Here is a 22,674-nt window from a genome sequence, read left to right on the forward strand (position 1 = left end):
ATACAACGAAGACGACAAAGTTTTATTTGTCGTCTTTTTAAATTTATCTTCCATATTTTTGTAACATTTCATTCTTTTAAGCGACTACATATATAAGTCAAACACAACAAAGGAAGTGTTAAAAAGATGAAAAAGTGGAGGTTTCTTTTATGTTCATTCTTTCTTGTTATTCTTTTTACTGGTTGTAGTAATAATTCAAGTGAGAGTGCAACTGAGAATACGACGAGTGAATCTGCTGATCAAGCTGTTCCGGAACTGGAAAAGAAAGAACGATCAGAAGCAGATTTAGTAGAAAATGCGGTTGAAAAGGAAAAAAAGGAAGATAACTTTGAAAGTGACAGGAAGGTTATTTATACTGCTGATCTGTCTATAAAAGTGTCGAACTTTGATGAAACAGTGAAATTCGTTCAAGAGAAAATAGAAACTTTACATGGATATGTTGTGCAATCTCATTCCTACTCTGTGGATGATGGAGAAACGGTTGAAGGTACAATAACAGTGAGAATACCACAGGAATCTTTTCATTTATTTTTGGAGAGTGTTGAAAAGGGAAGTACAAAGGTTTTAGATCGTTCAATTTCCGGCCAAGATGTAACAGAAGAATATGTTGATCTTGAATCACGTTTGAAATCTAAACAAGTTGTTGAAAAAAGATTACTAGAATTTATGGAGAAGGCTGAAAAAACAGAGGATTTATTAAAAATTTCAAGCGACTTAGCAGCTATTCAAGAAGAAATTGAGACAATAAAGGGAAGAATGAATTACTTAGATAATCAAGTTAGTTTAGCTACTGTAACGCTTCAAGTTAGAGAAGATAAAGTAAGTGTTCCAGGTCTTGAAAATGAGGGTTTGAATACTTGGGAGCGGACAAAGAAGCAGTTCATGGAAAGTGTTAATGTTGTTTTAAAGTCAATGTCTAGTATTTTTATTTTCTTAGTTGGAAGTTTACCGATTTTAATTATTATTGGTGGAATTCTTTTTATTGCGCTTTTCATTTTTAAAAGAAAAAGAAGGCATAATCAAGGAAAACCACCAACTAATTTAGGTGAATAAATGAAATGCTTTTATGTAGCCAAGATCGTTAAAATAAGCATCGTTATAAAGATAGAACCAATTACTAGTAGTACACTAACTAAAATAGGCATTTTTTTATCCGCAAGGTGATAATGGGGAAGAATTTGCTTTAGTGAGAGCGAAATAATTATGTAAATGAATATAACCCCGATAATAAACGTAACCCCACTAGACTCAAAACCTAGAAAGGCAAAGTAAATTCCCGAAAAAAAGATTAGCAAGCAGTATTCAATTAGAGTGTGTAATTTCATGTTAGTCTCCCTTAAACTTTTAGATAGCTTATTTTAACATAAATGAAATATGAGTTTAAGAAAGGCAAGGACTAATAATTGAAATTATAAATAGAGAAGAAGCAGCTGGGAAAGCTGCTTCTTTTTTGGAAAATGCTATGCTGCAATGTTTATGTCATCATCAAGTTGTAATTTATTTTCTCTTGCCTTAATAGCAGCCTTATAGAAGAGACCAGTTATTAAAACAGTGATGATGCTTGCGCCGATATATGATGTTGTTAATGATAATCCGAAGCCAATTGCTGCATTCAAAATATACGTGGAGGTGGCCATTGTCATGAAAATTCCTGGAATCATAGCAATCCAATAGTTTTTCTTAGCGATGAACAAATACATTGAAGCTACCCATAATGCAATTACTGCTGTTGATTGATTTGCCCAAGAAAAATAACGCCATAATAGTGTAAAGTCTATTTTAGTTAGAGCAAAAGAGATAACAAACAATGGAATCGCAATCCAAAGGCGACTCATAATTTTAGATTGAGAAATGTTTAAATAGTCTGCAATGATCATACGTGCACTTCTAAATGCTGTATCACCAGAAGTAATCGGTAGTACAATGACACCTAGAACAGCTAACGTTCCGCCAATTGCTCCTAACATGGCAGTAGAAGCTTCACTTACAACTGCTGCAGGCCCTCCATTAGCCAAAATATCAGCTAATCCATTATAGCCATCAAATAAACTCATAGCTGCAGCTGCCCAGATCATCGCAATAATTCCTTCAGCAATCATCATTCCATAAAAAATAAAGCGACCTTGTGCTTCATTTTGTGTTGTACGTGAAATGATCGGTGTTTGTGTTGCATGAAATCCGGATAAAGCTCCACAAGAAATAGTTAAAAATAAAAGAGGGAAGATCGGTGCGTTATCAGGATGCATATTAGCAAACGTTAATTCAGGAATTGGTGCACCGGTAATGAGTAATGATACACCTACACCAATTGCACTTATTAAAAGTAAAGCCCCGAAAATTGGATATAAACGACCAATAACCTTATCAATTGGTAATAGTGTTGCTAAAATATAGTAGATAAAGATAGCACCTATAATAACTCCAAATGATACCCAATCAGGAGTAATACCTGCTAATAAATCGGCTGGTGCTGTTACAAATACAGTTCCAACTAAAAGTAATAGTAAAATAGCAAAAGCATTTACAGCGTGTTTCATTGCTTTACCTAAAAATTTACCTGCAAGCTCTGGTAAATGTGCTCCACGATTACGAATTGAAATCATACCTGTTAAATAGTCATGAACAGCACCGGCAAATATACATCCGATTACAATCCAAATGAATGCTGCAGGACCGTACAAAGCTCCCATAATAGGTCCGAAGATCGGTCCAACTCCAGCGATATTTAATAATTGAATTAGAGAATTACGTTTCTTACCCATAGGAAGGTAATCAACATCATCTCTACGAGTAATGGCAGGTGTTTTTCTTGCTTCCTTCACACCAAAAACTTTTTCTACAAATCGACCGTAGATAAAATATCCTAAGATTAATAGTACAATTCCAGCAATAAATGTATACATAAAAGGACCTCCTTTAGAGTAATGATTACGCTTACATAGATCTTAACAAAAAAACAGCTAAATCGGAGTGTTTTGTGATTAAGATGTGAAATAGAGAGTGTAACATGTAGTAAAACGCTTTCAAGATGCATGTGAAAATAAATAGAACATAAGAAAAGAAGTTAAATATTTAAAAACAATCCGTATTCATATATGATGTTAATATCTGCTAAAAAAGGAAACTCTTAAAAACATGGAGGAAAAGAAGTGGAAGCAATATTGCATGGAATATTATTAGCATTTGGGTTAATTCTTCCTTTAGGTGCACAAAATGTGTTTGTTTTTAACCAAGGGGCACTTCAACCTCGGTTTGTTCAGGCTCTTCCGGTTATTGTTACAGCAGCACTTTGTGATACATTTTTAATTATTCTTGCAGTCCTAGGAGTGTCTGTTATTGTTTTTTCATTTGAATGGTTAAAAGTAGCTATATTTTTGATAGGCATTATGTTTTTGCTTTATATGGGTTGGTCTGTTTGGAGGTCAGATGAACAATCAGAAAAGGAGCATCATTCATCCTCCTTATCTCCTAAAAAACAAGTTATGTTTGCGATGAGTGTTTCTCTATTAAATCCACATGCAATTTTAGATACAATTGGTGTCATTGGGACGAGTTCACTTGCTTATAATGAAGGAGACAAGGTGTTATTTACACTAGCGTGTATTATTGTTTCCTGGATTTGGTTTCTTGGTCTCGCACTAACAGGAAGAAGTATAAAGAAAATTGATCAAAACGGAAAACATTTAAGAAAAATAAATAAAGTTTCTGCTCTTATTATTTGGGCAGTAGCTGTTTATTTAATCTTTCAATTAATAAGTTAAAGGGAGATTTGTTTATGAGGCAGAGTTTTATCAAAATTGAAGAAGGTAAAAATACGCATAAGAGATATATTGGTTCTCTATTTGTTATTTTAGCTTTTATGCTTATTTTAGGAACAGTTGCATATACAGTAGCACTTATATTAGGTGAGTTTATTAAACCTGGTTTGATAGATTTTGAGACAGGTATGGTAACAGATCCTTTAGTTGATCTTTACCTATTACACTTGCAAAGCATTTTTTTGATTCTTGGTCTACTTATTGCAGTTAAAGCGATCTTAAAAAGAAGGTTCATCTCATTAATAACGCCGTATAAAAACCTAAATTGGGGAAAAATATTTTATGGTTATGTAGTTTTATTTATATTACTAATTGCGTTTACACTAATTGATTATGCCTTTTTCCCGAATGATTATTATTTAAATGATTTTGATGCTGATAGGTTTATGTGGTTATTGGTTGCGGTAATTTTACTGGTTCCGATTCAAACAACTTCTGAAGAACTTCTTTTCAGAGGGTTTCTTCTTCAATGGGGAGCGAAATTCACGAAAAATCCGATTTTGCTCGCTATTATAGTAGGCGGGATTTTTGGTAGTCTTCACTTTTTTAACCCAGAAATGGAGTATGGAGCTTTTTGGGTAGCGTTAGATTACTTAGCAATGGGGTTTATTTGGACGTATATTTCAATAAAAACAAACAGTTCAGAGTTCTCGATTGGTGCACATGCGGCAAATAATATGTTTCTCTGCTTATTTTTAACAATGGATGATACTGTTTATGGTGACATACCTTCCGTGTTTGTAACAACGAATGTCAATGCGATGCTTTCGACACTTACTACGATAATCACTGGTGTGTTATTTACAATTATTGTATTTCGGAAACAAAAGAAAGAGATAAAATAGAGACTTTTAATCATGTATAGAGCGTGCTATTTAGCCCGCTCTTTTTTTATACTATCAGAAGGCTTTTGTGGATGAGAGTATAAGGAAGACTAAGGTTCCCCATTAACTTGGCTGAGCCAAGTTTTTTAATTAGTGAACTAGTGTCGAATGTCGTTCCTTTAAAATATTTTCGATCAAGGTTAGGTGTATTGCAGCCCAGGATCTTTCTCGAAAATGTAGGATAACACTTATAACTAGTATTGTTAGATAGATGGAAATAAAAATAACAAAAGGCATACTGCCGTTCTTAAATAAAAATTCTTGAAGTTGCTTTGAAAAAAGAAAAAGTAGCCAAGGACCAGCAGATACAAATACAGGAATCATTCCTGTTCCATTTTTCTCCTTTAAAATTCGATAATACATTTTCTCTAATGTTGAGGTATCGATAGTAAGATAGAAATGTTTAATTTGTTCTATTTCTTTTAGTTCTTTTAACTTATGAAGCGGTTGTCCATTCTCGACTGTTTTTTTGAATTTTAAATAAAGTTTATGTGCATCCCCGCGTGTTGAAATCATTTGGTAATTACCTCCGTTCCCTAAATTAAGTCGTTAACAAATGAAGCATATTTTATACCTCCGTTTTTAATATCAGTGGGTGAAAAAATCTTTATCTTTTAGGCTACACGTTGCCCTTAGTAATAAATTCCTTTATAATTAGCATAGCTTAATGTGTAATTTTCTATAAAATTGCTGTGGTTGAAGTCAATATTGACTTTTACGCCTCGTTAAATGTGCATTATTTAACAGGCTTAAAGAGCTATTAAAATAAGTATTAGGGTAATCAGATCCCTTGTTATTGGAGGATGTTTCATGATTCAAGTTACGAATGTTAGCTTACGATTTGGAGATCGCAAGCTTTTTGAAGATGTTAATATTAAATTTACGCCGGGTAACTGCTACGGTTTAATCGGGGCAAATGGAGCCGGGAAATCAACATTTATTAAAATTTTATCAGGTGAGATTGAAGCCCAATCTGGTGATGTTAGCATGGCACCTGGTGAGCGTTTAGCTGTATTAAAACAAAATCATTTTGAATATGAAGAGCATGAAGTTTTGAAAACTGTCATTATGGGTCATAAACGCCTTTATGAAGTCATGCAAGAAAAAGATGCTATCTATATGAAAGCTGATTTCACAGATGAAGATGGTATGAAGGCGGCTGAATTAGAAGGTGAGTTTGCTGAGCTTAATGGTTGGGAAGCCGAAAGTGAAGCAGCAATCCTTTTAAAAGGACTTGGTATCTCTGAGGACCTTCATACAAAGAAGATGGCAGATTTAACAGGTGGAGATAAGGTTAAAGTACTCTTAGCTCAAGCACTTTTTGGTGAGCCGGATGTTCTTCTCTTAGACGAGCCAACCAACCATCTTGATATCCATGCGATTCAATGGCTAGAGGAATTCCTTATCAACTTTGAGAATACTGTTATTGTAGTATCCCATGACCGTCATTTCTTAAACAAAGTTTGTACACATATTGCTGATTTAGATTTCTCTAAAATCAAAATCTATGTTGGAAACTATGACTTTTGGTATGAGTCTAGTCAATTGGCACTTAAACTAGGTCAAGAAGCTAATAAGAAAAAAGAAGAAAAAATTAAAGAGCTTCAAAACTTTATTGCGAGATTTAGCGCTAATGCTTCGAAGTCAAAACAAGCAACATCACGTAAAAAATTATTAGATAAGATTTCCTTAGACGACATTCAGCCATCTTCTCGTCGTTATCCTTATGTAAACTTTACACCTGAGCGTGAGATAGGGAACGATGTTTTGCGTGTTGAAGGATTATCAAAAACAATCGATGGTGTAAAAGTTTTAGATAATATTAGTTTTACTTTGAACAAGGAAGATAAAATTGCATTAGTTGGTCGTGATGAAATTGCGATTACAACTCTTTTTAAAATCTTAGCTGGTGAAATGGAGCCTGATAGTGGCTCATTTAAATGGGGGGTAACAACTTCTCAGGCATATTTCCCAAAAGATAATGGCGAGTATTTTAAAGGTGATGAGCCGAATTTAGTCGACTGGTTACGCCAATATTCTCCTAATGACCAAAGTGAAAGCTTTTTACGTGGCTTCTTAGGTCGTATGCTTTTCTCTGGTGAAGAAGTTTTGAAAAAGCCAAGTGTATTATCTGGAGGAGAGAAAGTTCGTTGTATGCTATCGAAAATGATGCTTAGTGGAGCTAATGTGCTCTTACTGGATGAACCAACGAACCACTTAGACCTTGAATCAATTACCGCTTTAAATAATGGTCTAACAGCATATAAAGGCGCAATGATCTTTACTTCACATGACCATCAGTTTGTTCAAACAATTGCTAATCGCATTATTGAAATAACTGCGAATGGCTTAGTTGATAAACAAATGACATACGATGAATTCTTAGAAGATGATAATGTTCAAAAACAAGTAAAGCAATTATATGCTTAATTTAAAAAATAGCTGGTATGAATTTTTTCATACCAGCTATTTTTTTTGCCCTATATCAATAATAATTTGTTTCATAGGTTACCTTTTGTGATGTTTAGTATATATCTTAAGGACTATATTTCTAATCGTTCTCGCAGTGCCTTAACATAGTTACGACTAACAGAAAGTAGTTCAGAATGACCTTTTAGCTCAAGTTGATAGGCGCCATTGAACCATGGAATTAATCTAGTTACGAATTTTAAATTAACAAGATAACTTTTATGTATTCTGAAAAAACTAAAATCCTTTAGTCGTATTTCTAGATCTTTTAAAGGAGTTTTCGTTTCATATTTAAATACACTGCCAACAATTTTCGTTACTCTTTCATCTCGATATAAATAGAGAATTTCGTCTGGGTGAATATAGACTATTCCCTCATCGCTTTCCACGGCTAATTTTGAAGGAGAGTCTTCTTGCTGGGGGATAACATTTACTAAGCGATCTTCCAGTCTACCAATTGTTTCTTGCAATCTCTCTTCTTCAAAAGGTTTTAAGACATAATCAATTGCATCATAACGAAAGGCATCTACTGCAAATGAAGGGTAGGCTGTTGCAAAAACTAGGAGAGGTTGATGCTTTAATTCTTTCATTGCCATAGCTGTTTCTATTCCATTCATTTTAGGCATCTCGATATCTAAAAAAACAACATCTGGCTTTAGTTGCAGAGTTTTAACTAAGGCAGATTCACCTGAGTCTGCCTCGCCAACAACATGAAGGTTATCATGCTCTGAAAGTAAGTGTTTTAATTCATCCCTGCTATAGCGTTCATCATCAACGATCAATAGTTTAATTTGTCGTTTTTTCATATTGTCCTCCTACTTTACTTTAAAAGAAACGGTTGTGCCTTCATTAAGTTTTGAAGAAATGCGTAGTGTGCTTTCCTCTCCGAGCATGAGCAAAAGTCTTCGATTCACATTATATAACCCAAAGCCAGTGCCCTGTTTGGACTCAACAATACTTTTTACTAAAGAGTTTAATCGACTAAGCTCAATCCCCTTTCCATTATCTTCAATTGTTACAAATATGCTAGTACCCTTATGTTTAATAGAAATTTTAATCAAGCAATTTTTATCCAATTCTCTTATGCCATGCTTGATGGCGTTTTCAACAATTGGTTGTAAAGTTAGAGTTGGAACTTTTTGAGATAAAGCCAGATGATCTATATCATACTTAACGGATAGTCTATCAACAAATCTTGCTTCCTCGATAGAGAGATATGCCCTTACATGTGCAAGTTCTTCCTCAAGGGTAGTCCATTTTGTCGTTGTTCCTGTAAGATTTTTTCTAAAAAACTGTGATAAAGATAAAAGTAACTTTCTTGCTAAGTCAGGGTTTGTCCTAATTAATGAGACAATAATGTTTAATGAATTAAATAAAAAATGAGGACTTATTTGTGCTTGAAGCACTTTAATTTCTGCTTCGTTTGCTAATTGTTTTGCTTGCTCCGCTTCTGCTATTTCTAATTGGTTGCTAAGCAATGAACTTAACCCACTAATTAATTCGATGACTAAATATGAAATGTCTTTTTCAGATTGAAAATAAAATTTTAATGTTCCGATTGTTTCATCCCTTATTTTTAGTGGAGCAATAACAGCAGCTCCTAATGGACAGTTTTTTTCTTGACAATGAATATCTTCTTGCTTGGCAATTGTGAGCTTTCCATTTTCAATGACTTGTTTTGTTAAGGTTGTTTGAATCTTTTGATTAGCTTGGTGATGATTATCAGCCATTCCAACATGAGCTAGAATTCTTTCCTGATTTGTTACAGAGATGGCCAAGGCGTCTACCTCTTTTAAAATAATTCTACACACAACATCTGCGGTTTGTAACGTTAGTCCATTTCTTAAATAACTAAGAGTTTGCTCCGCTAATCTTAGCGCTTTCTGAGCTTGCAGAGCACCAATTTTTTCTTCCTCATTTAATACGTTTCGTATGATAAGAAGAAATATAGCTGATCCAACACCATTTGCAACAATCATTGGTAGGCCAATTGCTTCTACAAGCTGTAATGCTTGACTGAACGGTCTTGAAATGAGGAGGATCACAAGCATCTGTATTGTCTCGGCTAAAGCACCAACAACTAATGCAGTTGATAAATTTAGACGAGCTTTTTTTCTGTAAAAAAACCCAGATAGAATTCCAGCAAGTATTGCAGATATTCCGCAAGATAAAGAAGTAAATCCGCCGAGAGAATATCGATGAATTCCAGCTAATAAACCTGCGCCAATACCGACTTTATAACCACCCAGTAGTCCTGCGATAATAATGCCAATAACTCTTGAATTGGCAATTGCTTCCTCATTGCCTAGAGCATAGGTCCACCTGTCAAACTGTAAAGAGGTTGAATCAAACGTTATACCAGAATATGTACCAATTATACCAAAAGCACCAAAGAATAAAATTGCATAGTATTGTTGTTTTCTACTAATTTCGTTACGTTCAATCATATGTCTGAAGAAAGGCAACCTTGTCATAATTAATGCAACAGTAACAATAATTCCCAATCTTTCAAGCATCGTTAAAAATAATACAAACATGTTTACACACCTCGCTATTATTTGTACATATTTTAGCACAGCTGATAATCGGAAGTAGAGCTAGTTAATAGCGAAGAGTTTTTAACATGACAAATTGTTATCGCTTACTTATACTTTAATAAGAAGATTCTATTATAGCAAAATAAGAATACAGAGGAGAGAACACAATGAAAGTTTTAGTAGTTGGTGCAGGTGCAGTAGGAGGTTATTTTGGAGGGAGACTTCATGAGAAAGGTGTAGATGTGACGTTTTTAGTAAGAGAAGGGCGTCAAAAGCAATTAAAAGAAAAGGGCTTAAAAATAGAAAGTATTCATGGGAACTACACATTTCAACCAAAAACAGTTTTAACTATGGAATCTGAAATTGAAGTATATGATGTTATTTTGATTGGTACGAAATCGTATCATTTTAATCAGGCTATACAAGACATTAAACCATTTGTTGGAACTCAGACGACAATCATACCAATGTTAAATGGAATTAAACATCTTTATGAACTTCAAACTATGTTTGCAAAAGAACAAATAATAGGTGGCCTTTGCTTTGTAGAATCTACTGTTAATGAAGAAGGCACCATCATCCAAACAAGCACAAGTCATGAATTAGTATATGGAGAACTTTCTGGAGAAGAAACCGAAAGAATTATGAAAATAGAAGAAGTATTTTCACATACTAAAGCTTCAATTAGAAGAAGTAATACAATTTTACAGGATATGTGGCATAAATATATGTTTATAACTGGATTATCAGGTGTTACCTCGTTATTTCGATCAAGCATCGGACCAATTCTTAAAACAGAACATGGCTTAGAAATAATTGAAGGATTATTTGCTGAAATTGGTTTTATTATGCGTAAAATGAATGCACCAATAGTAGATGGTATTGAAGAGGTTCAGGTAAATAGAGTAAAAGAAATGGATTATACGATGAAGTCATCTATGCAAAGAGATATGGAAAAAGGCTTTCAAGTTGAAGCAAATCATTTACAAGGCTATCTACTTTCTGAAGCAGAAAAACACAAAGTGAAAACTCCTTATCTGAAAATTGTCTATGCAAACCTTGAAACCTATGGGAAACAATAAGAGATTTTGATAGAACAAAGGCAAGCACACAAAATGTAATGCTTGCCTTTTGAGTTAATTAGTGGCAATTTCTACTGCAGCGAGCTGTTGTTTAAGCGTTTCATGATCTAGATTTTCTCCGATAAAAACAAGAGTTTGTTTTCTTTTGATTTGCTCTTTCATATATAACGGCATGCCATAAGAGTATTGAAATAGAAAGGACTCTGTAGAATGAGAAAAGGTTATATATCCTTTAATTCGGTAAATAGTATCAGGCATCTCCCTTAGAAATTTCTCAAATTGGTCTAAATCAATTGGATTTGTAAAGGTATGAACATAACTTCGTACGTGCAGGTTCTTAGAAACATGTGATTGTTCATGATGTTTTTTTTCGCCTAATTGTTTTGGTTGAATAGAAGAGAGTGGTATCTTCGCATGCTCAGTCATGTATAATTTTCCGTTTGGATTTAACCCTTGAATTTCTGCCACTAATTTTGCTTTTTCATTTTCAGATAGTGAATCTGTTTTATTTAAAAGAACGATATCAGCGTGAGTTACTTGTTCTATTAACAATTTACGCAATTGAATGCTTAGCTTTTCTTGGTCCTGCCATCTTTTTGCATCTACTAAAGTGATAATGCCCTTAACATCCAGCTTTTCAGCAAAAAGAGGAGATAAACATGCATCAAGTACCTCGATTGGATGGGCAACCCCAGTAGTTTCAATATAGATTGCGTCCAGCTCATATTCATGAAGCATTTGATTTAGTTGAACCTCAAGCTGACCTTGGATTGTGCAACAAACACAACCGTTTAGCAACTCTTTTAAGGGTGTATCCTTAGAAACAGCATCAGAATCAATCGATGTTTCTCCTAGTTCATTCATAATAACAGCTATTTTTCTATTTTTCTGATGTTCCTGGGTAAGAATGTTTTGAAGAAGTGTCGTTTTTCCTGCTCCAAGGAAACCAGATAATATGTATACGTCAACCTTTTTCATGTTAAACTCCTTATCGTGCTTTTTTTATATATTTCCTTTATTAATGGTTTATAAAATTGATACAAGTTTTATCTTATCATAATTAAAAGGTCTGACATATTTAGTCAGACCTTTTTGCATATTTGAAAATTAGAAAGCCCAAGTACCATTGCGGAAGATTGGTTCAGATGTTCCGTCTTCTTTAATACCATCAATGTCCATGTTAGCTGCACCAATCATGAAATCAACATGGGTAAGACTGGAGTTTACACCTACTTTTTCAAGCTCCTCACGAGACATTTTCTTTCCGCCCTCAACACAAAATGCATAACCGTTTCCAATTGCTAAATGGTTAGATGCGTTTTCGTCAAAAAGAGTGTTATAGAAAAGAATACCTGATTGTGAAATAGGTGAATCATGAGCAACTAAAGCAATTTCACCTAAATAATGTGAACCTTCATCAGTTTCAACAAGTTGCTTTAAGACTGCTTCACCTTTTTCTGCTTTTACTGAAACAATTCTTCCATCTTCAAAAGTTAGTGAGAAGTTGTCAATTAAATTACCACTATAGCTTAGAGGCTTCGTGCTTTGAACAACACCATTTACGCCGTTACGTAATGGCACAGTAAAAACCTCTTCTGTCGGCATATTAGCCATAAAGAAATTTCCTTTTTCGTTCTCACTACCAGCACCAACCCAAGTATGAGTAGGGTGTAATTCAATAGTTAGATCTGTACCGTCAGCTTTATAGTGAAGTTTTTTGTATCTTTTATTATTTAAGTAATCTACTTTTGTATGTAATGAATCATTGTGCTGTTTCCAGGCTTCAACCGGATCGGCTTGATCAATACGAGTTGTTCTGAAAATGGCTTCCCAAAGCTTTTCAACTTGTTTATCTTCACTTTCGTTAGGGAATACCTTTGCTGCCCATTCCTTAGAAGGTGCTGCAATTACTGTCCAACTAGCCTTATCTGCTTGTAAATAATTTCGGTATTTTGTCAGTGCCATTCCAGCAGCTTTTGTAGAAGCGGCGATTCTCTTTGGATCTATCCCACTTAAAAGATCAGGATCTGAAGAAATGATTGACATAAAAGCTCCGTCATTTTCAGCCAATGTTTCTAAGCCTTTTGCTTTCCATTCAGGATAATCACTCAATGCTTCTTCAGATGCAAGTTCAAAACGAGTTCTTGTAATAAAATCGTCATGCCATTCAACATATACATTACGCGCACCAGCTTCATAGGCTTTTTTGACAACAAGACGAACAAATTCAAGAACCTCCGTTGATGCGTTAATTGTTAAGTTTTGGTTTGGTTGAATATTAACCCCTACACGAACTGCGAGTTCAGCATATTTTTCTAAGTTTTGATTGAAATTACTCAAGAAAAAACCTCCTTCATCCTAGGATGAATATGTAATTAATGGAGCTCCTAAAGAAGTTCCTCTTTCATTTTATCAAAACAAATAGAAGAATGAAAAGGTTAACATAATTGATAAGCTAAATTACTTTCAGTTAACAAGTAAAATGACTACAATATGGATAACGAGGTGATAACGTGAATTATATAGATGAACAATTTATAAAAAATGAAAATCAAAAGCAAATACTTTTAAAAACAGATAAGCTAGCAAGAGAATTTGAAACACGTGCAGACCGCTATGATAAAGAAGGTTTATTTCCTTTTGAAAATTTTGATCGTTTAAAAGAAAATGGATATTTACACTTCACCATTCCGAATCACTTGGGAGGGTTAGGGGCAACCTTGTACGAATTTTTATTAGTTCAAGAAAAAATCGCTCAAGGTGATGCAGCAACAGCATTATCATTAGGGTGGCATTTGGGTTTAATTATGCATTTAAGAGAAACGGAAAAATGGGAAGAAAATACTTATAATAGAATCTGTGAAGAAATAATTTCTTCAAAAAAACTAATTAACAGTGCTGCAACCGAGCCAAACTCTGGAAGTCCAGCAAGAGGCGGTAAACCTGAAACAATCGCTATTCGAAAAGAAGGACATTGGATCATTAATGGTAAAAAAATCTTTACTTCACTAGCTCCGGCACTTGATTATTTTATTGTACCCGCAACAATTGAAGAAACAGGGGAAATTGGTGACTTTTTAATTCCGAGAGAAGCAAAGGGTGTGGAAATTGAGGAAACTTGGGATACATTAGGTATGCGTGGGACTAGAAGTGACGATCTTATACTAAATGCAGTCAAGGTTCCATTAGAAGCTTTAGTTGAAAGAAAACAGAAGAAAGAAAGACCTACTGCACAAGGCTGGCTTCTTCATATTCCAGCCTGTTATATAGGCATTGCCATATCTGCAAGAAATAAAGCAATAGAATTTGCAAAAACATATCAGCCAACAAGCTTAACTCATCCAATTAAAGATGTGCCTGAAGTACGAAGAAAGGTTGCTGAAATCGATGTGAAGTTAACCACGGCACGAACACTCATGTATTCAACAGCTGAGAAATGGGATTTGGCAAGTAAGAATGAGCGTGATTCTTTAGCGTATGATTTGGCAGTTACAAAAACTGTCGTGACAAATACAGCTGTTGAAGTTGTTGATTTAGCTATGAGGATAGTAGGGGGGCAAAGTCTCTTTAGCTCTAATGTATTGCAAAGGCATTACCGCGATGTTCGTGCAGGGCTACACAACCCACCTTCTGATGATATAACATATAAAATATTAGGTGACCGTGCATTTAGAGAGTAATTGTCTAATGATAAAAAAAGGCATTCAAGAAATGATTTTTTCTTGAATGCTTATGTATTATTTGGGTACATTTATACACCTGAGGCTATAGCCATTATATAAAGCAAAGCTCCTCCGAATATTAATATACCGGTAACATAGAGATTAATAATCGATCCAATTAATGCCCTTTTTGTTAGCATGGAAACGAAGGAATACGCAAAACCAAAAAGTAAAACGATGACAAAGACAGGGATCGTATAAGTACCTAATAAACCGCTTAGGAGTAGTAGTAGAGCAAAAGTCGGGAATACAAATGGAATAATTTGTTGGAATTTAGATATGTCCTTATTTTTCATCTTTTTAGTTAACCTCTCTTTTTGATTACTCACCTTGAACTGAAACGATTTCGTTATTTTGGGATGGGCTACCAGGCATATTTGCCATAGAAACACTCATCCCCCCCATAATGATGACAGCTAATGTTAAACTAATAATGATACGTCTGCTCAGGTCTTTCACACATGTACCTCCCTTACTATTCAATAATTAGACGGATGGAGTTTGATTAAAGTTTCAGGTAACTGCTAAAAATATACAAAGTTATTACTGTATTACTATTAAACCAGATATAATTTATTCAAGAATAAGAGAAATGATGCTGAAAAATATGTTAATTTTGTGTAAATATAAAATTTTGATAAAAGGGTTTAATATTAAAGCTTTATATATAGACAAAAAGGAAACCTAATTTGGTTTCCTTTTTGCATTATTTTGCTACTTTAACTAATCTATTAATAACTGCGAGTGATCTACCGGTGCCAATTGCCACTGACTCTAACGGATTTGGAGCAATATGAACAGGTACAATCATTTCGTTACTTATCCATTCCTGTATCCCTTTCATTAGTGAACCACCACCTGTTAGAATAACTCCTCGGTCAACAATATCACCACTTAACTCAGGAGGACAGTCTTCAAGTGTAGCTCTTATTGCTTCTAAAATATGAAGTAATGATTCTTTCATTGCATCCTGCATTTCATTTGACGAAACACTAATTGTTTTAGGTAAACCTGTTACGAGATCTCTGCCTCGTATTTCCATTGTTTCTTTTTCGTGCTTAATTAGTGCATAGCCGATTTCCATTTTCATTTGTTCAGCAGTTCTCTCACCGATTAGGAGATTATAATTTTTTCTAACATATTGAATAATATCTTCATCAAGTTGATCTCCGCCAATTCTGATTGAGTGACATGTTACGATTCCGCCGAACGAGATTATGGCTACTTCTGTTGTTCCCCCTCCAATATCTACTATGACATTTGCAATTGGTTCGTCTACAGGAAGATCCGCTCCAATTGCTGCAGCTACAGGCTCCTCAATTAAATGAACTTGCTTTGCTCCTGAACTACGAATAGCATCTTGAATTGCTCTTCTTTCAACTGATGTAGCACCTGATGGAGTACAAACAACAACAGTTGGTTTTCTCATAGACATACCAAGCTTTCCTGACGCCTTTTTCATGACATGTCTTAACATATCCGTTGTGATGTCATAATCTGCTATAACTCCATCCTTTAGAGGTCTTACTGCAATGATTTGTCCAGGTGTTTTTCCAATCATACTTTTTGCTTCTGTTCCAACTGCTAATACTTTTTTAGTACTTGTATCTATTGCTACCACAGAAGGCTCATTTAAAATGATACCTTTATTTTTTGTGTAAACTAAGATATTTGCTGTTCCTAAATCTATTCCAATTTCAGTAGTAGAAAACATAACCTAAAAAACCTCTTTCCTTTATTAACGTTATTTATAGAATTTGTTGAATATTGTTGGTTTTTGGGGGCTGTTATCAATATGAAAAGAGATCGTCATCTTTTTGTCATATAAGTGTTTAGATGATTTTTAAATATAATATCTTTATTGAATAAAAGCTTTAAAGTGAAAATGAATATATTTAAGGTTGAAAATTTGCTAATTTGGATGTGTTTTTGATGAGTGGACATTTTTATTGGTAGAAAATCTTACAAAAACCTTTATTTATAAGGGGTTTTGCTCTGTGTGCAGTAGGGGTAAAATGACCTATTTTCATTTTGTGTATTGGGAAAATGGACTTATTTTAATTTTCAGAAAATAGAATTTTCGGACTATTTATTATATTCATATAAAGATTATAATAGTTATGTAGTTATAATAATTTTTAGTAGAAAAGTATTTTGAAGTTACAAAGTTCCATCTTGCAATGCTTTCTATTAAAAGAAGGGGGATTAAAGTGAGAAAGTTAAGAAGAGGAATTGAAGCTCGAAATAAGCAGCTGAAAAAGGCGCTAAAGGTTACTGCTAGTTCGGTAATTATGGGAGGACTATTGTTCAGTACATACTTGCCGGTAGCGTCAAATGTTCAAGCTGCTAGTCCTGTACTAGAGTCAGCACCAATTGATTACAATATTGTTCCTGAAGAGAGATTAGCACAAGCATTGAAAGATCAAGGGGTTATTTCTAAAAATGCTTCTGCTGCAGAAGTAAAGAAAAAGGTTAAAGAATATATTGAGAAAAAAGAAGGCGAAAAAGCCGGTAAAGTGTCTCATAAAACTTCTCATGAAGAAGTGATGGATAAAAAAACGAAAGACTTCCTTACAAAACAAAAGGACAAGCTAGCAAAACAACTAAATAAAGGTCATGGAAACTTCAAAAAAGGTAAACCTAATGGTGCAGTGAAAGTGAATGCTGCTAAACAAGCACCATATAACGGAGAAGTTCGCTCAGATAAGGTCTTGGTTTTATTAACAGAATTTGCAGATTTCAAGCATAACAATGTTGTTCAAGAAGATGGTTACATGTATGCGGATGACTTTAATAAAGAGCATTATGAAAAGTTAATGTTTGGTGATGAAGACTTTACCTTGTTTAATGGAGAGAAAGTTAAAACCTTTAAACAATATTATGAAGAGCAATCAGGTGGTAGTTACACAGTTGATGGAACAGTTTCAGAATGGTTAACTGTACCAGGTACTGCAAAAGAATATGGTGATGACAATCCTGAAGGTGGGCATGATAACCTTAATCCTAAAGGACCTAGAGATCTTGTTAAGGATGCGCTAAATGCAGCAGTTGCTTCTGGTCTTGATTTAGCCGAATACGATGAATTTGATTTATATGATCTTGATGGTGATGGAAATCAAAATGAGCCAGATGGACTAGTAGATCACTTGATGATTATTCACGCAGGTACTGGTCAGGAAGCTGGTGGTGGTACTTTAGGTGATGATGCCATTTGGTCACATAGATGGACGTTAAACGGAGTGTATCCGATTGCTGAAACACAGGCGGAGGTTGATTATTGGGGTGGTCAAATGGCTGCATTCGACTACACAATCCAACCTGAAGATGGTGCAGTTGGTGTATTCGCACATGAATTTGGACACGATTTAGGTCTTCCAGATGAGTATGACACTCAATATACTGGTCAGGGTGAGCCAGTTGCTTCTTGGTCAATTATGAGTGGAGGAAGCTGGAATGGAAACATCGCCGGAACTGCTCCAACAAGCTTCTCACCTCAAAATAAGGAATTCTTCCAAAATGTTATGGGAGGAAACTGGGCGAAGATTATGGAGGTTGATTATGCAGATATTACAAAGAACGGCATTGCGACTTTCCTAGATCAAAGTGTAACGAAATCAAATAACCCTGGTATTGTAAAAGTGAACTTACCAGCTAAAAATGTAAAAGGGTTTTTACCAGCTGAGAATGGTGGGGAAAACTATTACTACAGCCAAAAAGGCGATGATCTTCATACAGCATTAGAAACACCACTATTTGATTTAACAGGTGCAACTTCAGCAGAATTTAATGCATTACAATGGTTTGAAGTTGAATTTGACTATGATTATGTATATGTAAAGGCTATAACAGAGGATGGCACAGAAGCTGTGCTAGATGTTATTGGTGATGACAATACTGCTGATGGTATGGAAACAACAAATGGTCAATGGGTTGAAAAAACGTATGACTTAAGCGATTATGCTGGTAAAAAAGTAAAACTAGTATTTGAATATGTAACTGATGGCGGTTTAGCTCCGAATGGGTTTGCGATTGATAATATTTCAGTAACAGCTGACGGTAACGAAATCTTTACAGATAATGCTGAAGGCGAAGCAAAAGTTTCATTAGATGGTTTCATTGTTTCTAATGGCTATTCTCAAGCTAATAATCATTACTACTTAGAGTGGAGAAACTATGCTGGTTCTGATAAAGCATTAGCATACTCTCGTGGTGCTAAGTATAATACTGGTTTAGTTGTTTGGTATGCAGATGAAAGCTATACGGATAACTGGGTTGGAGTACATCCGGGAGAAGGGTTTCTTGGAGTAGTTGATTCACATCCAGAGGCTGTATTTGGATTATTAAATGGCCAAAAAACGGTTACTCAAAGTACTCGCTACCAAGTTGCGGATGCGGCATTCTCTTTAGATAAAACACCAGGATTCTTCGTTGATTCTCCTACTCGTGGAGCATATGAGTTCCTAAGCTTGAAAGGAAATACTAAGTTTGATGATTCAGAAACATATTACAATACTGCGATTAAAGATGCAGGTCGAATTGTTCCTAACCATGGCTTGAAATTTGAGGTTATTGGTGAAGCGAAAGACAATTCTGCAGGTGCAGTTTGGATTCATAAGTAAAAAGCAAGTAACTCCTTCCTTTCTTTGAAAGAGAGGGGTTATTTTTTTTTGCCTTAAAGGTTAAATTGTATTATATGGTTTAATAGGCATTAGAATTTTAATTTTCACTTTAGTAAAACTTCATAATAACCTTTGAAAAGTAAAATCTACTAAAAAAAGATAAAGCTTAGACGTGTTATACTAGTATAAACAGAAGTAAAATAAAAGCAAAGGTGATTAAATGCTGCAAAAAGCTGAAAAGTTGTTAAAAGATTATTTCGGTTATTCATCGTTTCGAAAAGGCCAAGTGGATATTATTCGTAATATATTAGAGGGACATGACACGCTAGCCATTATGCCAACAGGTGGTGGGAAATCCATCTGTTATCAAGTGCCTGCATTATTGATGGATGGTATTACTGTTGTCATATCTCCACTAATTTCTTTAATGAAAGATCAAGTAGATGCTTTAACAAGTGTTGGAATACCATCAACTTATATAAATAGCAGTCTTTCCATTCCAGACATAAATGAACGAATCGCAGAGCTAAGAGATGGCTCTTATAAAATTGTTTATATTGCACCTGAGAGATTAGAAACGAATTCGTTTCGAGACCTCTTATTAACGTTAAATATTTCTATGGTAGCAGTAGATGAGGCACACTGTATATCTCAATGGGGGCATGATTTTCGACCTAGTTACAGGTCGATAAATAAGATGATAATGGACCTTTCTACTAAACCAATTGTCGTTGCCCTTACAGCAACAGCAACAAAAGAAGTAATAGCTGATATTTGTCATTTGTTAGATTTATCAGAGGAGGATTCGTTTGTTACTGGTTTTTCCCGAGAAAACCTAACATTTAATGTAGTTAAAGGTGAAAATAAGCGCGACTATATTAAAAAATATATTAAAGCAAATAAAAATGAAGCTGGCATTATTTATGCTGCTACTCGAAAAGAAGTAGATGAATTATCTCAATTTCTTAAAAAAAGCGGCTTCAAGGCAGGGAAATATCATGCTGGTATGTCAGAACAAGAGCGAGCACAACAGCAGGATCAATTTTTATATGACGAGTTTGATGTTATGGTTGCAACAAACGCTTTTGGTATGGGAATAAACAAATCCAATATTCGGTATGTCATTCATCATAATTTACCTAAAAATATAGAGGCTTACTACCAGGAAGCAGGCCGTGCCGGGCGGGATGGGGAGCCTAGTGAATGTACGATTCTGTTTGCTGGACAAGACATACAGCTTCAAAAATTCTTAATAGAACAAACATCTCTAAGTTATGAAAAGAAGGTTCATGAATATCAAAAATTACAGCAAATGGTAGATCTCTGTCATACTGAAAAATGTTTACAATCTTATATTGTTGAATATTTTGGTGAAGAGAATGCGGAAGCAGATTGTGGCAATTGCATGAATTGTAAGGATACACGAGAAAAAATTGAGGTAACAACTGAAGCTTTAATGGTTTTTTCTTGTGTGAAAAGAATGAACGAAAAATTCGGGAAAACTCTTGTAGCGCAAGTACTAAAGGGTTCTAATAATAAGCGGATTTCTCAGATGGGATTTCAAAAATTATCAACCTATGGGTTAATGAAGAACAAGACAGAAAAACAAATTGTAGAATTTATTGATTTTTTAATTGCTGAAGGTTATTTATCTTTAACAAATGCTCAATACCCTGTTATCGAACTTAGTAAAAAGGGGTTACTTGTATTAGTTGATAAAACGCCAGTATTTAAGAAGGAAAAACTAGTGATTTCATCAATTGAAAGCAATGATGAACTATTTGAAGTACTAAAGAATATAAGAAGAGAACTTGCTTCTGAACATAGAGTACCGCCTTATATTATATTTTCTGATAGTAGCCTAAAAGACATGAGTAATAAATGTCCGATTAATGAGTCTGAGTTTTTAGAAGTAAAAGGTGTTGCTCAAACAAAGCTTGAACGTTATGGACAACCATTTATTAAGGCAATTTGTGACTATATGAAAGTTGAACAAGAGCCACTTAATCAAATAGTGATACAAAAATCACATTCACAAATATCGGCTGATAAGACACCTAGTCATCTTGTTACCTATCAATTATATATGAATGGGTTAAAGATGAATGAGATTAGTATACAACGGGAAATTACTGAAATCACTGTACAAAACCATATCATTCGAGCGGTGGAAGAAGGACAACCGATTGAATGGAGAGGCATATTTACCGAAGAACAAGAGAACTTAATCATAGAGAAAATTAAGGAATTGAATACTGAATTGCTAAAGCCCTTAAAAGAAGTGTTACCTTCTAGCATTAATTATTTTCAAATAAAAGCGGCAATTTGTAAGTTGAATCTAGAAGTGATCAGTTCGTGAAAAAAGCTCACATCCCCGGGAATGATACTGAGGTATGTGAGCTTTTTTTCATAACTGTTTAATATTAATCTTATAGTAAAGACAGTCTTTAATATGAATTTCTTCTAATTTAAACTTTTTGATGGAAGTTTGTTCATGCTAAATTTTAAAAGACTTGGGACCACACTTATAATAAATAGTAGACGGATAAATTGTAAGGAACTAACTACCGCTGGATCAGCACCAATTGACGACGCCGTTAAAACCATCTCAACTAGTCCGCCAGGTGCAAGAGAAAGCATGGCTGTTGCTAAGTTTAGGTCTGTTAAAAAGCTGAAAACATAACCGAAGGCAAAGCTTGCTACAATAAGAATCATTGTTGTAATAAAATACAAGCCACAGTATTTTCCACCCTTTTTAAGATCATTAAATGTGATCATAAGTCCAAATCCAACACCGATTGATATTTGAGCAAAAATCATAAATAAATCATGAAAAAGGGGTAATTCTATACCTATAATCTTCAATGAGGCAGTTGTTAAAAGAGGACCAATTACATATGATGCAGGTAAGAATTTTCTAAGCCCCCAACCTACAAATCCTGCAAGGAAATACCAGCTATATGAAAATATTGATATATCACTTTGTGCTAAAAGTGTTGTTGTTTGTAAATAAGACGAGGGTTCGAACATATGTAGTATTGTAAATGGGACCAAAAAGACAACTGTTAATAATCTTACAGTTTGAAAGATGGTAACTAATGAAGAGTTTGCATGAACAGCCTCACTAGCGGCAACCATTTCTGTTAATCCACCGGGAATAGAAGCAAAAATACTCGTGTTTCGATCGATGTTAACAAGTTTACTAATGATTAAACCGTTACAAACGCTAAGAAAAATTAATAAAACTGTTGTAAGTAAAAAGGGAATCACGTATGGACCTACAAGAACAAAGGTTTCTTTTGTGAATGAAAGTCCAAATGATATTCCTAAAATCATAAATGAACCGTTTTTAAAAAAACTCGGTTGTATAAATGTACTTATTTTTTTAAAAAGTGATCGCCATATTATTAGAAAAGTCATAGGACCTAAAATCCAAGCTAGAGGGAGATGAGCAAGATAAAATAGAAACCCTCCAAATGTTCCGATTATGTAGGGAAATATGACATTGGGTAGTTTTGTACTCATTCTATTCCTCCCACATTA

At 34.5% G+C, this 22,674-nt stretch carries 19 protein-coding genes; 8 read left to right on the forward strand and 11 right to left on the reverse strand.

Annotated elements, in window-relative coordinates; all coding sequences use genetic code 11:
* Positions 1-126: 126 nt before the first annotated feature.
* Entirely contained in the window at positions 127-1,053 is a 927-nt protein-coding gene (locus tag COD11_RS16810) for a DUF4349 domain-containing protein (RefSeq protein WP_098798058.1), read from the forward strand.
* An 11-nt stretch (positions 1,054-1,064) separates the two neighbouring features.
* On the opposite strand, the gene COD11_RS16815 is transcribed toward COD11_RS16810, so the two are convergent.
* Together COD11_RS16815 and COD11_RS16820 are read right to left on the reverse strand one after the other, a co-directional pair.
* Positions 1,065-1,325 carry a hypothetical protein gene (locus COD11_RS16815; protein ID WP_098798059.1) on the reverse strand — a complete coding sequence of 87 codons (261 nt, stop codon included), beginning with the start codon at positions 1,323-1,325 and terminating at the stop codon, positions 1,065-1,067.
* A gap of 135 nt (positions 1,326-1,460) precedes the next feature.
* On the reverse strand, positions 1,461-2,903 hold the full coding sequence (locus COD11_RS16820) for a carbon starvation CstA family protein (protein WP_098798060.1): 1,443 nt from the start codon (positions 2,901-2,903) through the stop codon (positions 1,461-1,463).
* A gap of 246 nt (positions 2,904-3,149) precedes the next feature.
* On the opposite strand from COD11_RS16820, the gene COD11_RS16825 reads away from it, so the two are divergent.
* The gene (locus COD11_RS16825) at positions 3,150-3,761 is read left to right on the forward strand and encodes a LysE/ArgO family amino acid transporter (protein WP_098798061.1); all 612 of its coding nucleotides are present in this window, start codon (positions 3,150-3,152) and stop codon (positions 3,759-3,761) included.
* 14 nt (positions 3,762-3,775) lie between these two features.
* Positions 3,776-4,663, forward strand: coding sequence for a CPBP family intramembrane glutamic endopeptidase (locus COD11_RS16830; protein ID WP_098798062.1), 888 nt, complete (start codon positions 3,776-3,778; stop codon positions 4,661-4,663).
* A gap of 129 nt (positions 4,664-4,792) precedes the next feature.
* Here the strand turns inward: COD11_RS16830 and COD11_RS16835 are convergent, their stop codons facing one another.
* On the reverse strand, positions 4,793-5,218 hold the full coding sequence (locus COD11_RS16835) for a hypothetical protein (protein WP_098798063.1): 426 nt from the start codon (positions 5,216-5,218) through the stop codon (positions 4,793-4,795).
* Between the two features lie 294 nt (positions 5,219-5,512).
* On the opposite strand from COD11_RS16835, the gene COD11_RS16840 reads away from it, so the two are divergent.
* Complete coding sequence (locus COD11_RS16840; protein ID WP_098798064.1) at positions 5,513-7,132, forward strand: ABC-F family ATP-binding cassette domain-containing protein; 1,620 nt, start codon at positions 5,513-5,515, stop codon at positions 7,130-7,132.
* Positions 7,133-7,245: 113 nt separating this feature from the next.
* Here COD11_RS16840 and COD11_RS16845 read toward each other — a convergent pair whose 3' ends face one another.
* Positions 7,246-7,977 carry a LytR/AlgR family response regulator transcription factor gene (locus tag COD11_RS16845; RefSeq protein WP_098798065.1) on the reverse strand — a complete coding sequence of 244 codons (732 nt, stop codon included), beginning with the start codon at positions 7,975-7,977 and terminating at the stop codon, positions 7,246-7,248.
* A 9-nt stretch (positions 7,978-7,986) separates the two neighbouring features.
* Positions 7,987-9,708, reverse strand: a complete 1,722-nt coding sequence (locus tag COD11_RS16850) for a sensor histidine kinase (RefSeq protein ID WP_098798066.1) — start codon at positions 9,706-9,708, stop codon at positions 7,987-7,989.
* A gap of 167 nt (positions 9,709-9,875) precedes the next feature.
* Here COD11_RS16850 and COD11_RS16855 point away from each other — a divergent pair, with 167 nt between their 5' ends.
* A complete protein-coding gene (locus COD11_RS16855) occupies positions 9,876-10,790 on the forward strand; it encodes a ketopantoate reductase family protein (protein ID WP_098798067.1) in 915 nt (304 codons plus the stop codon).
* A gap of 54 nt (positions 10,791-10,844) precedes the next feature.
* On the opposite strand, the gene COD11_RS16860 is transcribed toward COD11_RS16855, so the two are convergent.
* Positions 10,845-11,768 carry a CobW family GTP-binding protein gene (locus COD11_RS16860; protein ID WP_098798068.1) on the reverse strand — a complete coding sequence of 308 codons (924 nt, stop codon included), beginning with the start codon at positions 11,766-11,768 and terminating at the stop codon, positions 10,845-10,847.
* Positions 11,769-11,897: 129 nt separating this feature from the next.
* Complete coding sequence (locus COD11_RS16865; protein WP_098798069.1) at positions 11,898-13,130, reverse strand: aminopeptidase; 1,233 nt, start codon at positions 13,128-13,130, stop codon at positions 11,898-11,900.
* Between the two features lie 173 nt (positions 13,131-13,303).
* Here COD11_RS16865 and COD11_RS16870 point away from each other — a divergent pair, with 173 nt between their 5' ends.
* Positions 13,304-14,470 (forward strand): acyl-CoA dehydrogenase family protein, encoded by a 1,167-nt coding sequence (locus COD11_RS16870; RefSeq protein WP_098798070.1) that lies wholly within the window; start codon positions 13,304-13,306, stop codon positions 14,468-14,470.
* A gap of 71 nt (positions 14,471-14,541) precedes the next feature.
* Here the strand turns inward: COD11_RS16870 and COD11_RS16875 are convergent, their stop codons facing one another.
* From COD11_RS16875 to mreBH, 3 genes are all read right to left on the reverse strand, one after another.
* Positions 14,542-14,808 carry a hypothetical protein gene (locus COD11_RS16875; RefSeq protein ID WP_141549700.1) on the reverse strand — a complete coding sequence of 89 codons (267 nt, stop codon included), beginning with the start codon at positions 14,806-14,808 and terminating at the stop codon, positions 14,542-14,544.
* Between the two features lie 25 nt (positions 14,809-14,833).
* Entirely contained in the window at positions 14,834-14,971 is a 138-nt protein-coding gene (locus COD11_RS26945) for a protein YkpC (RefSeq protein WP_162987284.1), read from the reverse strand.
* Positions 14,972-15,218: 247 nt separating this feature from the next.
* Positions 15,219-16,226 (reverse strand): rod-share determining protein MreBH, encoded by a 1,008-nt coding sequence (gene mreBH / locus COD11_RS16880; RefSeq protein WP_098798072.1) that lies wholly within the window; start codon positions 16,224-16,226, stop codon positions 15,219-15,221.
* Positions 16,227-16,803: 577 nt separating this feature from the next.
* On the opposite strand from mreBH, the gene COD11_RS16885 reads away from it, so the two are divergent.
* Complete coding sequence (locus tag COD11_RS16885; RefSeq protein ID WP_176551124.1) at positions 16,804-19,131, forward strand: immune inhibitor A domain-containing protein; 2,328 nt, start codon at positions 16,804-16,806, stop codon at positions 19,129-19,131.
* Between the two features lie 220 nt (positions 19,132-19,351).
* Entirely contained in the window at positions 19,352-21,490 is a 2,139-nt protein-coding gene (recQ, locus tag COD11_RS16890) for a DNA helicase RecQ (protein ID WP_098798074.1), read from the forward strand.
* A gap of 104 nt (positions 21,491-21,594) precedes the next feature.
* On the opposite strand, the gene COD11_RS16895 is transcribed toward recQ, so the two are convergent.
* Positions 21,595-22,656 carry an AbrB family transcriptional regulator gene (locus COD11_RS16895; RefSeq protein WP_098798075.1) on the reverse strand — a complete coding sequence of 354 codons (1,062 nt, stop codon included), beginning with the start codon at positions 22,654-22,656 and terminating at the stop codon, positions 21,595-21,597.
* Positions 22,657-22,674: the final 18 nt, after the last annotated feature.

This window comes from Bacillus sp. AFS040349, assembly GCF_002577655.1.
Classification (GTDB): domain Bacteria; phylum Bacillota; class Bacilli; order Bacillales; family Bacillaceae; genus Metabacillus.

What these genes read in the sequence shown, in the direction of transcription:
- COD11_RS16810 (WP_098798058.1), top strand. Translation starts at nt 127, where the DNA reads ATGAAAAAGTGGAGGTTTCTTTTATGTTCATTCTTTCTTGTTATTCTT.
- COD11_RS16815 (WP_098798059.1), bottom strand. Translation starts at nt 1,325, where the DNA reads ATGAAATTACACACTCTAATTGAATACTGCTTGCTAATCTTTTTTTCG.
- COD11_RS16820 (WP_098798060.1), bottom strand. Translation starts at nt 2,903, where the DNA reads ATGTATACATTTATTGCTGGAATTGTACTATTAATCTTAGGATATTTT.
- COD11_RS16830 (WP_098798062.1), top strand. Translation starts at nt 3,776, where the DNA reads ATGAGGCAGAGTTTTATCAAAATTGAAGAAGGTAAAAATACGCATAAG.
- COD11_RS16835 (WP_098798063.1), bottom strand. Translation starts at nt 5,218, where the DNA reads ATGATTTCAACACGCGGGGATGCACATAAACTTTATTTAAAATTCAAA.
- COD11_RS16840 (WP_098798064.1), top strand. Translation starts at nt 5,513, where the DNA reads ATGATTCAAGTTACGAATGTTAGCTTACGATTTGGAGATCGCAAGCTT.
- COD11_RS16845 (WP_098798065.1), bottom strand. Translation starts at nt 7,977, where the DNA reads ATGAAAAAACGACAAATTAAACTATTGATCGTTGATGATGAACGCTAT.
- COD11_RS16850 (WP_098798066.1), bottom strand. Translation starts at nt 9,708, where the DNA reads ATGTTTGTATTATTTTTAACGATGCTTGAAAGATTGGGAATTATTGTT.
- COD11_RS16855 (WP_098798067.1), top strand. Translation starts at nt 9,876, where the DNA reads ATGAAAGTTTTAGTAGTTGGTGCAGGTGCAGTAGGAGGTTATTTTGGA.
- COD11_RS16860 (WP_098798068.1), bottom strand. Translation starts at nt 11,768, where the DNA reads ATGAAAAAGGTTGACGTATACATATTATCTGGTTTCCTTGGAGCAGGA.
- COD11_RS16875 (WP_141549700.1), bottom strand. Translation starts at nt 14,808, where the DNA reads ATGAAAAATAAGGACATATCTAAATTCCAACAAATTATTCCATTTGTA.
- mreBH (WP_098798072.1), bottom strand. Translation starts at nt 16,226, where the DNA reads ATGTTTTCTACTACTGAAATTGGAATAGATTTAGGAACAGCAAATATC.
- COD11_RS16885 (WP_176551124.1), top strand. Translation starts at nt 16,804, where the DNA reads ATGGGAGGACTATTGTTCAGTACATACTTGCCGGTAGCGTCAAATGTT.
- recQ (WP_098798074.1), top strand. Translation starts at nt 19,352, where the DNA reads ATGCTGCAAAAAGCTGAAAAGTTGTTAAAAGATTATTTCGGTTATTCA.
- COD11_RS16895 (WP_098798075.1), bottom strand. Translation starts at nt 22,656, where the DNA reads ATGAGTACAAAACTACCCAATGTCATATTTCCCTACATAATCGGAACA.